We start from the raw sequence: 14,420 nt of genomic DNA, 5'->3' as shown, positions 1-14,420 counted from the left end.
CTATACGGGTGCGGGTGCGGGTGCGGGTGCGGTCACGAGCCCGCGTACCGGCGGCGCTCATCGGTGCGGGCCACGGGGCAGCGCGGTCCGGCCAGGGCCGGCGGCCGGGGCGAGTGAGGACCGGGCTGCGCCCACGCGCTCGGAGGGCGTGTCGACTGCCAGGGACGCGGAGCAGAACCCGCAACGGTCGCCGATGAGTTCGAGCCCGCACCAGTGGCACTCCTCGCGCCGCACGGACGACACGAGCTGGTAGAGGACGGAGATGTCGGGGATGGCGGCCGCGAACTCCACGATCCGGCCGGGGTTCCCTCCTCCGCCCTTGCCCGTGGCCCACCAGCGCGGCGACTCGGCGGGCAGCGGCGCCTCGGTCGCGCCCTGTACCCGCCAGGCCGGGGCGAGCACGCCGGTGACCCAGTCGGTGGTCTGCTGCCCGGCGGCGTAGAACATCCGTGTCCCGAAGGAGGGGCCGCTCGGCGTCTCGGTCCCGGTGACCCGCAGCAGCTGCGGCTGCGGCGAGGCCACGACGGCGAACTGGGCGCCCGGTGACCACGACTTGGCGTGCGCCTTGAGCGAGACGGGCACGCGGTCGAGTTTGGCGACGGAGCCGAGGAGGGCGCCCGCGTGGACGTAGTGGGCGAGCAGCCGCCCGGCGGACGCGAGCACACCCGGGCTGAAGTCGCAGATCGACAACTGGCGCAGTTGCAGGGCGAGCACGGCGAGTCCGAGCGGCGGCAGCTCGGGGCGGAGTATGGCGATCCGGTCGCTTTCGAGCACGGACCGGATGGCATACAGCCGGTGAACGACCGCGTCGGGCACGGATTGCGGACAGAGCACGATCACATACCCGTGCTGTTCGATCAGTGCGTGTACGTCGTCGATCGCGCGGTCCAGCGGATAGGCGTCCGGCGTCCTGCCCACGGGCAGTACGACGGCGGTCGGCGTATGCCGGTCGGGCGAACTCAGCACCAGGTCGGGGTCGGTCACGGCTATGGCGGTCGGCACGTGTGAACCCCCCGGTCGCTCTGTGCTCCTCCAGACACTGCAGTGCTCTGCCTGAGCACCATATCCACGCGGGCGCCCGGCAACACCCCACTTCGCACTGTTCACGAACCGGTTCACGCGGTGACCGGTCGCGTATTGGCGCGGAAGCATCGGCTCAAACCCTTGACATCGCTATTGGTCTGGACCAGTTTTACGCCCAGCAGCTGCTTCCCCCCTCACCTCGACTCCCCCACTTCGGTGCGGGGAGCCCTCCCCCCACACGGAGGCAGAAATGAAGCGATCCGGCGCGCTCATAGGCGCGTTCGCGGCGGCGGCACTCGCCGTCACCGGACTGCTCGCGACGACGGACACGGCCGTCGCGACCCCGGCCACGAAGGGCACCGCTACCGCGGCCGCGGTACCCGCCCACGCGGTCACCGGCTACTGGCAGAATTTCGACAACGGTGCCGCCGTCCAGAAGCTCAGTGACGTCCCGGCCGACTACGACATCATCGCCGTGGCCTTCGCCGACGCCACCACCACGCCGGGCGCGGTCGATTTCACGCTCGACTCGGCGGGCCTGGGCGGCTATACCGAGGACGCGTTCAAGGCGGACATCAAGGCGAAGCAGGCGGCCGGCAAGTCGGTGGTCGTCTCGATCGGCGGCCAGAACGGCACGGTCTCGGTCAGTGACTCCGCCTCTGCGGCGAACTTCGCGAACTCGGTCTACTCCCTCATGCAGGAGTACGGCTTCGACGGCGTCGACATCGACCTGGAGAACGGCCTCAACTCCACCTACATGTCACAGGCGTTGGAGTCGCTCGCCTCGAAGGCGGGCAGCGGGTTCGTGCTGACCATGGCGCCGCAGACCATCGACATGCAGTCGACGTCGGCGGAGTACTTCAAGACGGCTCTCGCGGTGAAGGACATCCTCACGGTCGTCAACATGCAGTACTACAACAGCGGTTCGATGCTCGGCTGCGACGGCAAGGTCTACAGCCAGGGCTCCGTCGACTTCCTGACGGCGCTCGCCTGCATCCAGCTGGAGGGCGGCCTCGACCCGTCGCAGGTCGGCATCGGCACGCCCGCGTCGAGCAGCGCGGCGGGCAGCGGCTACGTAGCCCCGTCGGTCGTGAACGACGCCCTGGACTGCCTGGCCAAGGGCACCAACTGCGGCTCGTTCAAGCCCTCCAAGACGTACCCGGGGCTGCGCGGCGCGATGTCCTGGTCCACCAACTGGGACGCCACGTCCGACAACGCGTGGGCCTCCTCGGTGGGCCCGCACGTCCACGGCCTCTGACCTCCACCCCACGACCGGCAGCGCCGCCGCTCCCCCGGCGGCGCTGCCCGCGCCCCCCTTACTTAGGCTTCCGGCCATGACCTTCGGCCCACCGCCCGCTGACTTCGACGGCCCCGCCTCCCCGCGGCCCGCCTGGACCGCGCCCTCCCCCACCGAGCGGGCGCTGTACGAGGCGAAGGAACGGGGCGACTGGGCGGCGTACTACGAGACGCTCGCCTCGGTCGAGCTGTACATGGAGCTGCGCCCCGACAAGGCCGACGTCTACGAGTCCACGTACCCGCTGTTCCACCGCGACCCCCGCACCGGCGGCGAGTGGCTGGAACTGCGCACCGTCGGGATGCTGCCCACTCCCGACCCGCACCACCTCTACGAGTGGACGTCCCTCGACTGGTTCGCCACCGCGAAATGGGCCACCGGATCCAACCCTCCGGCCCTCGTCATCAACCCGGGCACGCCCTGCGAGGCGGTCCTCCCACCGCTCCCCCCGCACAACGCGGCCTGGATGCAAGCGGGCATCCGCGCCGGGATGCCCCGCTACAAGATGTGCCTACGGGCCCTGCACGTGGGCGGCGCCCTGCACGGACGCGTCGCGCACGGCCTGGCCCTGGGCGCGCTGCTCTCGGTCACCAACGGCGAGTTCTGGAACACCATGGCCCACCACGGGGAGGGCTACCAGACCGAGCGCCGTCGGCTGCGCGAGTGGTGGGACGTGACCAGCCGCCAGGATTGGCAGGAGCGGGTGCACCAACTCCTGTCCACCGCCCAGCGCAGCGACGTATGGGAGTTCGCGCTCGGTCTGCGGCACACCATCGCCCGCGACTTCGGCGGCCACGTCGACACCGGCTACTGGAAGCAGGCCGTGACCAAGGTGCTGCGGGCGCGCGGCGAGGTCCGTACCGTGCTCACCGAGGACGGCGTGACCACCACCGAGCCGCGCCCCGCAGAGGAGATCGCCGCCCAGACCGAGGGCATCCACCGGCTCATCGGCCGGATCACCCGCTACGAGGCCCGGATGCGCGCCGACGGCCTGCTCGCCGAGGGCCGTTACGTCACCTCGGTCGACGCCTGGGACCTGGGCCGGGCCCCGAACATGGCCCGCTGGGGCCTCGCCTCCCGCTACGGCACCCTCGAAGAGGCCGAGTCCGCGGTCCGCGCGGCCAGCGTGGCGGCCACCCGTTCCTACCGCTCCTGGCAGGACTTCTCCGCCGCCTACGCCCTCGGCCGGTGCCTGCACTTCGACGACGAGGAGTTCGGCAAGTGGTACGAGGAGATGGTGTCGGCCCACCGGATCCTGCTGGAGGACCCGGGCAGCCCGTGGCTCAACGTGCCGTTCAAGTAGGCCTGTTGAGCCGTCGGGCGGCACGCGGACACCCGGGCGGCGCTCAGTCCTCGAAGTACGCGTCCAGCGCCTTGTCGATCTGCTCGGTCCACTCGGCGAGGCGCGACTTGTCCGGGGCCTCGACGTCGTTCGGGTACCAGCGGCTGTTGGGGGTGTGGACCGTCACGGTGAGGCGCTTGCGGGACGTGCCGTATTCGACCGCGCTGATCTCGTCCCAGGTGAACTCGGCCTCCTGGTCGTCCAGCGTGTACCGGACACCGGTCGCGTCGACGGTGATGGAACCCCGGCGGTCCTTGGCCTCCAGGACCGGGCCGTCGGTGACGGGGGCTTTCCCGTCCGCGGCGGCCTCGTCATCCGCGCCCTTGTCCGTATCCGAATCCGAATCCGGAACGGAATCCGAAACCGAATCCGCGTCCGTGCCATCCGTCGACGGCTCGTCCTTCGTCACCTCCTCGGTCGCCTCGTCGGAATCCGTGACCGTGTCCTCGGCTGCCGCCTCCGGTCCGGGAGACGTCAGGCCGGGGACGTACGCCGGGTCGAAACCGGCACCGGTGACGGGCGTGACCTTCTGACTCTCCATACGCTGCTCCACGGGCGGAAGTATGGCGGACAAGACTGTGCGGCGCCTCCCCCGGGCCCCTTGGATCCCACCGGAACCTCTGCCCACAGCTTGACGTGCTCATTACCGAGCCCTGTTACCTTCGTGAGAAAAGCGCGCGACACGGGGGTGTACGCATGGCGTGGGACGAGTGGGAACAGCTGAAGGCCGAGGCCGCTGAGCGGCAGCGTAACGGGACGGGCGGGCCCGCCGGAGGGTCGGCGCACACGCGGCTGAACCAGCTGGCGCCCACCGGAGGCGGCGGCGGTGCGCCGGACATCGACATCAAGACCAAGGGCGTCCACGGCGCGGCCGACGACACCGAGACGCTCTCGCGGACGGCCATGACGCGCCTGAGCCACTCGCTCGACGGCAGCGACGCGGTGTACGGGGCACACAACGGCAACGGCTGGCTGAGCCCCGTGCAGTTGAAGGTGTGCGCCGTGGACTGGGAAGAGCACATGGTCTCCCTGGCCAGGCAACTCGGCGAGCTGAGCGCTCAGTTGAAGGACTCGGCGAACGGTTACGACAGTGCGGACGCCGAGGCGGAGGCCCGGCTGCACGCGGCTGTCCAGGACCTGGGCGGGGCGTGACATGGTCTCCTACGAAGGCATCAACAGCGCCCAGCCGGCCAAGTGGAAATCGGCCTCCGACGAGTGGCACGCGCTGGCCAAGTACGCCCTGGACGCCGCGAAGGACCTGCGCGACTACGGGGTCAAGCCGCTCGCGGACAACTGGACCGATGCCGTCGGCAAGGCGGCCGCGGGCAAGTTCGAGGCGCTGGCCAACCAGTTCGAGGTGGCCTACGACATCCTGCTCGCCGTCAACATGGTCGCCGACGGCGTGACCACCGCCATCGAGACCGCCCACAGCACCTTGCGGGAGGCGCAGGAACTCGCGGGGCATTACGGCCTGACGATCGGCGCCGACGGAACGATCACCGGGCCGCCCGTGCACAACCGCACGGAGGCCGAGGAGATGGGCCCGTACCGCACACAGGTGAAGGATCTCGTCGATCAGGCCGTGGAACAGGTGACGACCGCCGACAAGCTGGCCGCGGCCGAGTTCGCCAAGCTGGCCGGACAGACCGGGCTCACCGACCCCGACAAGGCGCTGAACGAGTTCCAGACGCAGGCCTCGCACGCCCAGATGCAGATGCTGGCCGCCGACATTCCGGTCGACCAGGATCCGACGACCGTGCGGCAGTGGTGGGACGGCCTGTCGGCGAAGCAGCGCAAGGACATGATGCTGGCCGAGCCGGTCCTCATCGCCAATCTCGACGGCATCCCGGACGACGTCCGCACCGACCTGCGCGGCAACGGCAAGTACGACCGCGTGAAGCTGGTCCAGTACGCCCTCGACAACTGGGACAAGGCCGACCCCACCGACTTCGGCAACAACTGCACCAACTTCGTGTCGAACGCGCTGCACTCGGCGGGGATGCGGGAGAAGACGTCGTTCTGGGAGGGCACCACCGACGACGACGGCTGGATGATCGGCAACCGGACCGGGGTGGACGCGATCGACAAGCGCCTCGCGTACTCCGACAACTGGGCCGCCGCCGAGAACAACCAGAACTTCATGCTGAACCACGGCGGCCAGGAAATTCCGCGCGCCGACGTGAAGCCCGGCGACATCATCTACTACGAGCAGTCCGGCCCCAACGACTCGATCGAGCAGGGCAACACGCACCACGCGGCGATCGTCACCGCGGTGATGCCGGACGGCGAGATCAAGTACACCCAGCACAGCGACTCGTTCCAGAACGTCAGCCTGGAAGGGCGGATCAACGCCACCGAGAAGCACGAGGGTGCCCAGAACCTCCGTATCGTCCGCCCCGATCCCGACTGGTACTGACAATTGGCAACGATGAATCGCACCGACCCGAACCCCGCCCGCGACGGCTTCCTCGTCGCCGCCGTCGTCCTGACCGTCGTATCGGCCGGGCTGCTTGCCGCGCACTTCTCCTTCGACGGGGACACGTACCAGCACTGCGCGTACCTGGGGCCTTCGACGCGGATGTACGTCACCGCGTGGGCGGGCCCGCTGTGCAGCGTCGCCGCGCTGGTGCTCACCGGCCGCCGCGCCCCGCGCTTCACCGGCGCCCGCGCGGCGCTCGTCTGTGTGGCGGCACTGCTGCTGCTCGTCCAACTCGTCGCGCTGTACTGGGTGTACTCGTCCGACCCGGCCGGCGGCACCGGCTGCTCGGGACTGGGCCTGCTCGCACCCTGAGCGACGCGACCTGAGAGACGCACCCTGAGACGTGCGTACGCGGGGCGCCCGCCGGCGCCCCGCGTACGTGTGAGGGCGGCTAGACGAACAGGCTGACCACGCCCGCCACCGCGAACCCGGCGACCGAGAGGACCGACTCCAGGACGGTCCAGGTCCGCAGGGTGTCCCGCTCGGAGATGCCGAAGTACTTGGCGACCATCCAGAAGCCGCCGTCGTTGACGTGCGAGGCGAAGATGGAGCCCGCGGAGATCGCCATGATGACGAGGGCGGTGAAGGCCTGCGAGTAGTCGCCCTCGGAGAGCAGCGGGGCCACGATGCCGGCCGTGGTGACGATGGCCACCGTCGCCGAGCCCTGGGCGACGCGGAGCACCAGCGAGATCAGGTACGCGAGGACGATGATCGGCAGGCCGACGTTGTTGAACGTGTCGGCGAGGGCCTGCGCGATGCCGCTGGCCTTGAGGACGGCGCCGAAGACACCGCCGGCGCCGACCACGAGCAGGATGTTGCCGACCGGCTTCAGGGACGCGGTCGACACCGTCTCCAGCGACTTGCGGGACCAGCCGCGCCGGATGCCGAGCAGGTAGTAGGCGAGGAGCAGCGCGATCGTCAGCGCCACGAAGGGGTGGCCGAAGAACTCGATGACCGAGCGGCCCGTGGAGGGGTCGAAGGCGATCGAGGAGAACGTGGCGAGGAGGATCAGGACCAGCGGCGTGCCGATGATGGCGAAGACGACACCGAGCGCGACCGGCTTCTCGGTCGGGGTGACACCGGAGGCGCGCTGCTCGGCGGCGAGCGACGCCTTGGCCTCCTCGGCGGCCTCGACCATGTCCTGCGGTACGGGCACGAAGATCCGCTTGCCGATCCAGGCGGCCCAGCCCCAGGCGGCGAGCACGGCGGGGATGCCGCAGACGATGCCCATGAGGATGACCCAGCCGAGGTCGACGTGGAGGAGACCGGCGGCCGCGACGGGGCCCGGGTGCGGGGGCAGGAACGCGTGGGTCATCGACAGGCCGGCGAGGAGCGGCATGCAGTAGAGGATGATCGACTTGCCGCCGCGCTTGGCGGCCGCGTAGACGATCGGCGCGAGGACGAAGATGCCGACGTCGAAGAAGACGGGGATGCCGAAGATCAGGCCGGTGAGGCCCATCGCGAGGGGCGCGCGCTTCTCACCGAAGAGGTTCAGGAGGCGGGACGCCAGTACTTCGGCGCCGCCGGAGACTTCGAGGACCGCGCCGAGCATGGTCCCGAGTCCGATGATGATCGCTACGTGTCCGAGGGTGCCGCCCATGCCGGACTCGATGGTGGAGACCGCGTCGGACTTCTGGACGGTGCCGAAGAGTTCGGTGACCGAGAGGCCCGCGCCGAGGCCGACCGCGATGGAGACCGCGAGGAGGGCCACGAAGGGCTGCAGGCGCGCCTTGATGATCAGGAAGAGGAGCAGCACGATGCCGAGCGCGGCGATCGTCAGCAGGCCTGCGGTGCCGTCGATGATCGTGAGGATGCCGCCGGTGTGCGGTGGCGTCTCGGGGGCGGCGGCCGCGAGCGGGGCGCCGGTGGATATGGGGAGCATGGGGGTCCTCGTAAGGGCATGAAGATTTCTGGGCAGGGGGGATCGCGGTGCGGCGCGTCCGGATGGCGCGCCGCACCGTGACGACGTACAGGGGTGGAGAAGATGCTCAGCTCAGGACGTGATCAGCCGAGGACGGCGAGCGCGTCGATCTCGATGAGCAGGCCCGCCGGGAGTCCGACGTAGACCGTGGTGCGGGCGGAGGCGGGGGCCTTGAGGCCCTGCTCCTCGAAGTACTCGTTGTAGATCTTGTTCATCTCGGCGAAGTGGTCGACGTCCGTGAGGTAGACGCGCATCATCATGACGTCGTCCCAGGTGGCGCCGCCCTCTTCGAGGATCGCCTTGACGTTGGCGAACGTCTGGAGGGTCTGCTCGCGCAGGGTCGGGCCCGCGGGGGTGGGGGCCTTGCCCTCCTCTGCGGGGAGGAAGCCGACCTGGCCGGCGACCTGGAGGAGGTTGCCCTTCTTGACGCCGTGCGAGAACTTCGCGGGCGGGGTGGTGTGCGTGGCGGGGGTGAGGGCCGTCTTCTCGGTCTTCTCGGTCATGATGAACTGGCTTCCTTCTGGGGGGTGTTACCTGTGTTACCGGTGTTGCCTGTGCTACCTGCACTGCCGGGGCCGGTACCTGAGTAGTCCCGGCTGATGGCTTCCGCCGTGCGGCGCACCAGCGGGAGCAGGGTGAGGAGTTCCTCGGCGGTGACGACGACGTTCGGCGCGGAGACCGACATGGCGGCGACGACGCGTCCGTCCGCGCCGCGGACCGGGGCCCCGACGCAGTTGATGGATTCCTCGTGGCCACCGAGATCGGTGGCCCATCCCTGTTCGCCCACTTTCTCCAACTCCCTCAGAAAAGCAGGGGCGTTGGGGGTCGAACGGGACGTGTACATGGGGTAGTCGAGCTTCTCCGCGACGGCCCGGCGCTCGGCTTCCGACAGGTCGGCGAGGAGCAGTTTGGCGACCGCGGCGACCGTGATGGCGACCGGCTTGCCGATGCGCGAGTACATGCGCACCGGGTAGCGGCTCTCGACCTTGTCGATGTAGAGGACCTCGTGCTCCTCGTACACGGCGAGGTGGATGGTGTGCCCGACCTTCTCGTTCAGAGCGACGAGGTGGGGGTGGGCGATCTCGCGGACGTCGAGGTTCTCGACGGCTTCCTGGGCGAGCGCGAAGAGGCGGGCGCCGAGCCGGTAACGCTGGTCGGACTGGCGGTGCACGAGGCCGTGTTCGTGCAGGGTGCGCAGCAGGCGCAGGGCCGTGGACTTGTGCACCCCGAGCCGCTCGGCCACCTGGCCCAGGTCGGCTGGTCCCTCGGCGAGCAGCGGCAGGATGCTGAGCGCGCGGTCGACGGTCTGGCTCATGGTGTACGTACCTCCTCGGCGGCCCGGTCGTCGAAGGCGTCGGTGACGGTCCATCCGGGGCCGAGGTGCAGTGTCTCCCACGCGGCGGCGTCGAGGGCGACCAGCCGGTCGGCGTGGGCGCGGCTCGGGGGTTCGGCGAGGTCGCCGGGGACGGTGAGGGCGGCGGCCGCCCACAGGTGGCCGTGGCGGAGCCGGTCGGCGGCGGGCAGGCCGCGCAGGGTCGCGGAGAGGAATCCGGCGGCGAAGGCGTCGCCCGCGCCGACGGCGGCGGCGACGTCGACGCGCGGGGCGGGTTCGAAGTGCCGGCCGCCGTCACGGTCGTAGGCGATCGCGCCGTCGGCGCCGCGCTTCACGACGAGCAGCTCCGGTTCGGGCAGCGCGGCGCGGACGGCGTCGGGGCCGCCGGTGATCCCGAACGCGTCCTCGGCCTCGTCCTCGCCGACGAAGACCAGGCCGGCGTGGCGGGCGAGGTCGAGCAGGACGCGGGCATCCTCGGGGGTGCGCCACAGGCCGGGGCGGTGGTTGACGTCGAAGGAGACGAGGGGGCTTTTTACGCCGCCGGGTGCCTCCATGAGCGCCCGGAGCAGGCCGAGGCAGTCGTCGGACAGTGCGGCGGTGATGCCGGACAGGTGCAGGATGCGTCCTGCGCGGAGCGCGTCCAGGTCCATGGTCGCGGGGGACATGGCGGAGGCGGCGGACCCGGCGCGGTAGTAGGCGACCTCGTGGGCGTCGGTGGCCCGGTCGCCCGCGGTGCGGAAGTAGATGCCGGTGGGGCGGGCGGGGTCGCGGCGTACCCCCGAGACGTCGACGCCGTATGCGCCGATGGCCTCGACGAGGTGGTCGCCGAATCCGTCGGCGCCGACCCGGCTGACCCAGCGCGCGCGGTGCCCGCCGGCGGCGAGTACGCAGGCCAGGTTGGACTCGGCGCCGCCGATGCCGCGCTCGAAGGAGGGCACGTCGGCGAGGCGCCCGGGTACGGAGGGGACGAACGTGACCATGGACTCGCCGAGCGCGACGACGTCGGGTGCGCTGACGTCGGGTGCGCTGTGCGGGGCTGCGGGTCCGGTGACGGTCACGGGGGTCGGTCTCCTCACGGCGTGGGGGTCAACAGCTCCGTTGACCCGGCATTGGCTCGGATGTTAGACAGCAGTAAGCGACATACGCAATGGCCGTTGCGCATATTGCAACAGCCGGCCTGGAGGAGGCACCGTGACCGCCCAGAACGCCGTCAATGTCGATGGCGCAGTCGACGCAGCCGCCGAGCGCGGGAAAGCACGCCTGAAGGACCTGGCGCGGGAGCGGGTGGACTTCCGGTTCAAGGGCCTGCCGCCCCAGGCCGAGGGCCTCACCGTCGCCGAGCTGGCCGAGCGCCGCCTGAACCTCTTCACGGACGGATTCACCACCCCCGTCCTCGCCCTCTCCGCGGAGCGCCTGGAGCACAATCTCGCGCTGATGGAGACGTACGCCACCCGGCACGGTCTCGCCTTCGCCCCGCACGGCAAGACGTCGATGGCCCCCCAGCTCTTCCAGCGGCAGATCGAGCACGGCGCCTGGGGCATCACCCTCGCCGTGCCCCACCAGGTGCGCGTGGCGCGGGAGTTCGGCATCGACCGGATCTTCCTGGCCAACGAACTCGTCGACGCGGCCGCCCTGCGCTGGCTCGCCGCCGAGCTGAACGCCTCGGCCGCCTTCCGCTTCATCTGCTACGTCGATTCCGCGCGCGGCGTCGAGCTGATGGACGCCGCGCTGCGCGAGGCCGGCGCCACCCGCCCCGTCGACGTGGTCGTGGAACTGGGCGCGGGTGACGGCGCGCGCACGGGCGCGCGTACCGAGGCGGAGTGCGCGACGATCGCCGACGCGGTGGCCGCCACCTCGACGCTGCGGCTCGTCGGTGTCGCCGGGTACGAGGGCGAGGTGCCCCAGGCCGACGGTGACCGGGTCCGCGCCTGGCTGCGCCGCCTGGTCGCGCTCGCCGCCGGCCTCGACAAGGCCGGGCGGTTCGCGGGGCTCGACGAGATCGTGGTGAGCGCGGGCGGCAGCGCCTGGTTCGACGCGGTGGCGGACGTGTTCGCGGAGATTCCCGAACTGAGCGCGCCCGTACTGAAGTTGCTCCGCTCCGGCGCGTACGTCTCGCACGACGACGGCCACTACCGCCATCTGACCCCGTTCAACCGGGTCCCGGAGGAGGGCGCGCTGCACCCCGCGTTCCGGCTGTGGGCGCAGGTGGTGTCGCGGCCGACGCAGGACCAGGCGTTCACGAACGCGGGCAAGCGCGACGCGGCCTACGACCTGGACCTGCCCGAGGTCCAGGTCGTACGGGACGCGCGGACGGGCGTGGTGCGCGAAGGGACCGGGATCACGGTGACGGGCCTGTCGGACCAGCACGGCTGGGTGCGGACGGAGACCGGGGCCGGCCTGGAGGTAGGCGACTGGCTCGGCATGGGCCTGTCGCACCCGTGCACGTCGTTCGACAAGTGGCAGCTGATCCCGGTGGTGGAGGCGGACGGCACGGTCGTGGACTACGTGCGGACGTACTTCTAGGCGCCGTAGCTCCGCCGGTCGGGTGCCGAGTGCCGGCCGGTGGGGCTTCTCGCGCAGTTCCCCGCGCCCCTGAAATGCACGCGCTTCGCGCCGCATTTCCCCGATGAAGGCTGAGCGGCGAAGCCGCTCAGCCTTCATCGGGGCGCGGGGAACTGCGCGACCAGCCACGACGAAGCCGCACCCGGCAACACCACAGCACCTGGCAGACGAGAGGCCTCCCATGGACCTGGTCATCAAGAACACCCGCGTGATCGACGGCACCGGAGGCGCCTCGTACCGCGCGGACGTGGCGATCGACAACGGCCGGATCACAGAGATCACGCGCGAGGGCCAGGGCCCGCGCCCCACGGCACCCCGAACCCTGGACGGGTCAGGCCTGGCGGTAGCGCCCGGGTTCATCGACATGCACGCGCACAGCGACCTCGCCCTGCTGCGCGACCCGGACCACAGCGCGAAGGCGGCCCAGGGCGTCACCCTCGAAGTCCTCGGCCAGGACGGCCTGTCGTACGCCCCCGTCGACGACCGCACCCTCACCGAGGTCCGCCGCGCCATCACCGGCTGGAACGGCGGTGCGCCCGGGGACACGTCCGTCGACTTCGACTGGCGCACGGTCGGCGAGTACCTGGACCGCCTCGACCGGGGCATCGCCGTCAACGCCGCCTACCTCATCCCCCAGGGCACGGTCCGCATGTACGCGGTCGGCTGGGACGACCGCGACGCGACCCCGGCCGAGCTGGACCACATGAAGCGGCTGGTCGCCGAGGGCATGGAGCAGGGCGCCGTCGGCATGTCGTCCGGGCTCACGTACACCCCCGGCATGTACGCCAAGGACGCCGAACTCACCGAGCTGTGCCGGGTGGTGGCCGCGTACGACGGCTACTACTGCCCCCACCACCGCAGTTACGGGGCCGGTGCCCTGGACGCGTACCAGGAGATGGTCGACCTCACGCGCACCGCGGGCTGCTCCCTGCATCTGGCCCACGCCACCATGAACTTCGGCGTGAACAAGGGCAAGGGCGGCGACCTGCTCGCCCTCCTCGACGACGCGATCGCGGGCGGCGCCGACATCAGCCTCGACACGTACCCGTACACGCCGGGCGCCACAACTCTCGTGGCGATGCTGCCCAGTTGGGCCAATGAGGGCGGGCCCGACGCGACCCTCGCGCGGCTCCTCGACGACGAGACCGCCGAGCGCATGCGCCACCACGTCGAGGAGCTCGGCTCCGACGGCTGTCACGGCGTGCCGATGGAGTGGGACACGATCGAGGTCTCGGGCGTCTCGGACCCCGCGCTCGCCGCGTACGTCGGCAAGACGATCGCCGCGGCGGCCGCCGAGCGCGGCGAGGCGCCCTGGGCCACCGCCCGCCGCCTGCTCATCGACGACAAGATGGGCTCGACGATCCTGCAGCACGTCGGCCACGAGGACAACGTGCGGGCGATCATGCAGCACCCGGTGCACACCGGGGGCAGCGACGGCATCCTGCAGGGCTCCAAGCCGCACCCGCGCGCGTACGGCACGTTCCCGCACTACCTCGGCCGCTACGCCCGCGACCTCGGCGTCATGTCCCTCGAGGAGACGGTCGCGCACCTCACGTCACGCCCGGCCGCCCGGCTGCGCCTGCCCGACCGCGGCCTCGTCCGCGAGGGGTACCGCGCCGACCTGGTCCTGTTCGACCCGGAGACGGTGGCGGCGGGCTCCTCGTTCGAGGCGCCGCGCACCCTGCCCGTGGGGATCCCGCACGTCCTGATCGACGGGCGGTTCGTCATCGAGGACGGGCGCCGCACGGACGTCCTCGCGGGGAAGTCGGTACGCCGCTCCGCATAAGGCCCGCTCAGCGCACTCCGCGCGGCCGGAACTGGATGCTGATCCGGGGTCCGGTCGCGCGCGCCGATTTGGGGATCGCGTGCTCCCAGGTCCGCTGGCAGGAACCGCCCATCACGATGAGATCGCCGTGGCCGAGCGGCCTGCGCACGGCCGGGGCGCCGCCGCCCACGGGCCGCAGCACCAGATCGCGCGGCGCCCCGACCGACACGATGGCGACCATGGTGTCCTCCCGGTCCCCGCGTCCGATCCGGTCCCCGTGCCAGGCGACGCTGTCCCGCCCGTCCCGGTAGAAGCAGAGCCCCGCCGTGGTGAAGGGCTCCCCCAGCTCGTCGGCGTAGTGCGCGGACAGCGCGGCGCGGGCCGTGCCGAGCACGGGGTGCGGCAGCGGCTCGGCCGCCCCGTAGAACTTCAGCAGCCGCGGCACGTCGACGACGCGCTCGTACATCTGGCGCCGCTCCGCCTTCCACGGCACGCCCGTGGCGAGGTGTTCGAACAGCGCGTCGGCGCCGCTCAGCCAGCCCGGCAGTACGTCGATCCAGGCCCCGGCACCGAGTGCGGTGCGCCGCACTCCGGCGAGGGAGCCGAGCGCGGTCTCCTCGGCCTGGTCGAAAAGGGATCCCTGAAGCATGGTCCCCACGGTAACGAATGATTAGAACAAACGCTCGAACAATGCCTCTCAG

At 70.9% G+C, this 14,420-nt stretch carries 14 protein-coding genes; 7 read left to right on the top strand and 7 right to left on the bottom strand.

Annotated elements, in window-relative coordinates:
* Window positions 1-57 precede the first annotated feature (57 nt).
* Complete coding sequence (locus ACIREE_RS01160) at window positions 58-1,002, bottom strand: hypothetical protein (protein ID WP_404144643.1); 945 nt, start codon at window positions 1,000-1,002, stop codon at window positions 58-60.
* A gap of 271 nt (window positions 1,003-1,273) precedes the next feature.
* Here ACIREE_RS01160 and ACIREE_RS01155 point away from each other — a divergent pair, with 271 nt between their 5' ends.
* Together ACIREE_RS01155 and ACIREE_RS01150 are read left to right on the top strand one after the other, a co-directional pair.
* A complete protein-coding gene (locus ACIREE_RS01155; RefSeq protein ID WP_404144641.1) occupies window positions 1,274-2,281 on the top strand; it encodes a chitinase in 1,008 nt (335 codons plus the stop codon).
* 76 nt (window positions 2,282-2,357) lie between these two features.
* On the top strand, window positions 2,358-3,620 hold the full coding sequence (locus tag ACIREE_RS01150; protein ID WP_404144639.1) for a DUF1266 domain-containing protein: 1,263 nt from the start codon (window positions 2,358-2,360) through the stop codon (window positions 3,618-3,620).
* A 43-nt stretch (window positions 3,621-3,663) separates the two neighbouring features.
* Here ACIREE_RS01150 and ACIREE_RS01145 read toward each other — a convergent pair whose 3' ends face one another.
* Entirely contained in the window at window positions 3,664-4,200 is a 537-nt protein-coding gene (locus tag ACIREE_RS01145) for a hypothetical protein (protein WP_404144638.1), read from the bottom strand.
* A 155-nt stretch (window positions 4,201-4,355) separates the two neighbouring features.
* Here ACIREE_RS01145 and ACIREE_RS01140 point away from each other — a divergent pair, with 155 nt between their 5' ends.
* From ACIREE_RS01140 to ACIREE_RS01130, 3 genes are read left to right on the top strand one after another with little or no spacing between them, the layout of a single operon-like run.
* Window positions 4,356-4,811 carry a hypothetical protein gene (locus ACIREE_RS01140; protein WP_404144637.1) on the top strand — a complete coding sequence of 152 codons (456 nt, stop codon included), beginning with the start codon at window positions 4,356-4,358 and terminating at the stop codon, window positions 4,809-4,811.
* 1 nt (window position 4,812) lies between these two features.
* Window positions 4,813-6,075, top strand: coding sequence for an amidase domain-containing protein (locus ACIREE_RS01135; RefSeq protein ID WP_404144635.1), 1,263 nt, complete (start codon window positions 4,813-4,815; stop codon window positions 6,073-6,075).
* Between the two features lie 12 nt (window positions 6,076-6,087).
* Window positions 6,088-6,450 carry a hypothetical protein gene (locus ACIREE_RS01130; protein ID WP_404144634.1) on the top strand — a complete coding sequence of 121 codons (363 nt, stop codon included), beginning with the start codon at window positions 6,088-6,090 and terminating at the stop codon, window positions 6,448-6,450.
* Window positions 6,451-6,529: 79 nt separating this feature from the next.
* On the opposite strand, the gene ACIREE_RS01125 is transcribed toward ACIREE_RS01130, so the two are convergent.
* The 4 genes from ACIREE_RS01125 to ACIREE_RS01110 all read right to left on the bottom strand — a co-directional run bounded on the left by ACIREE_RS01125 (window position 6,530) and on the right by ACIREE_RS01110 (window position 10,450).
* Entirely contained in the window at window positions 6,530-8,020 is a 1,491-nt protein-coding gene (locus tag ACIREE_RS01125) for a GntP family permease (protein WP_404144633.1), read from the bottom strand.
* Window positions 8,021-8,142: 122 nt separating this feature from the next.
* A complete protein-coding gene (locus ACIREE_RS01120) occupies window positions 8,143-8,562 on the bottom strand; it encodes a RidA family protein (RefSeq protein ID WP_404144631.1) in 420 nt (139 codons plus the stop codon).
* Complete coding sequence (locus tag ACIREE_RS01115; protein WP_404144629.1) at window positions 8,559-9,374, bottom strand: IclR family transcriptional regulator; 816 nt, start codon at window positions 9,372-9,374, stop codon at window positions 8,559-8,561. The genes ACIREE_RS01120 and ACIREE_RS01115 overlap by 4 nt, the downstream gene beginning before the upstream one ends.
* Window positions 9,371-10,450: a sugar kinase gene (locus ACIREE_RS01110; RefSeq protein ID WP_404144627.1), complete on the bottom strand. Its 1,080-nt coding sequence runs from the start codon at window positions 10,448-10,450 to the stop codon at window positions 9,371-9,373. Before ACIREE_RS01110 ends, ACIREE_RS01115 begins: the two co-directional genes overlap by 4 nt.
* A 202-nt stretch (window positions 10,451-10,652) precedes the next feature.
* Here ACIREE_RS01110 and ACIREE_RS01105 point away from each other — a divergent pair, with 202 nt between their 5' ends.
* Together ACIREE_RS01105 and ACIREE_RS01100 are read left to right on the top strand one after the other, a co-directional pair.
* On the top strand, window positions 10,653-11,915 hold the full coding sequence (locus tag ACIREE_RS01105) for an amino acid deaminase (RefSeq protein WP_404145303.1): 1,263 nt from the start codon (window positions 10,653-10,655) through the stop codon (window positions 11,913-11,915).
* Window positions 11,916-12,135: 220 nt separating this feature from the next.
* Complete coding sequence (locus ACIREE_RS01100; protein WP_404144625.1) at window positions 12,136-13,740, top strand: amidohydrolase family protein; 1,605 nt, start codon at window positions 12,136-12,138, stop codon at window positions 13,738-13,740.
* A gap of 7 nt (window positions 13,741-13,747) precedes the next feature.
* On the opposite strand, the gene ACIREE_RS01095 is transcribed toward ACIREE_RS01100, so the two are convergent.
* Entirely contained in the window at window positions 13,748-14,368 is a 621-nt protein-coding gene (locus tag ACIREE_RS01095; RefSeq protein ID WP_404144623.1) for an alpha-ketoglutarate-dependent dioxygenase AlkB, read from the bottom strand.
* Between the last annotated feature and the right edge of the window lie 52 nt (window positions 14,369-14,420).

The sequence above is a fragment of the Streptomyces sp. NPDC102467 genome, assembly GCF_044765445.1.
Classification (GTDB): domain Bacteria; phylum Actinomycetota; class Actinomycetes; order Streptomycetales; family Streptomycetaceae; genus Streptomyces.
This window is presented reverse-complemented; position numbering and strand designations above follow the sequence as displayed.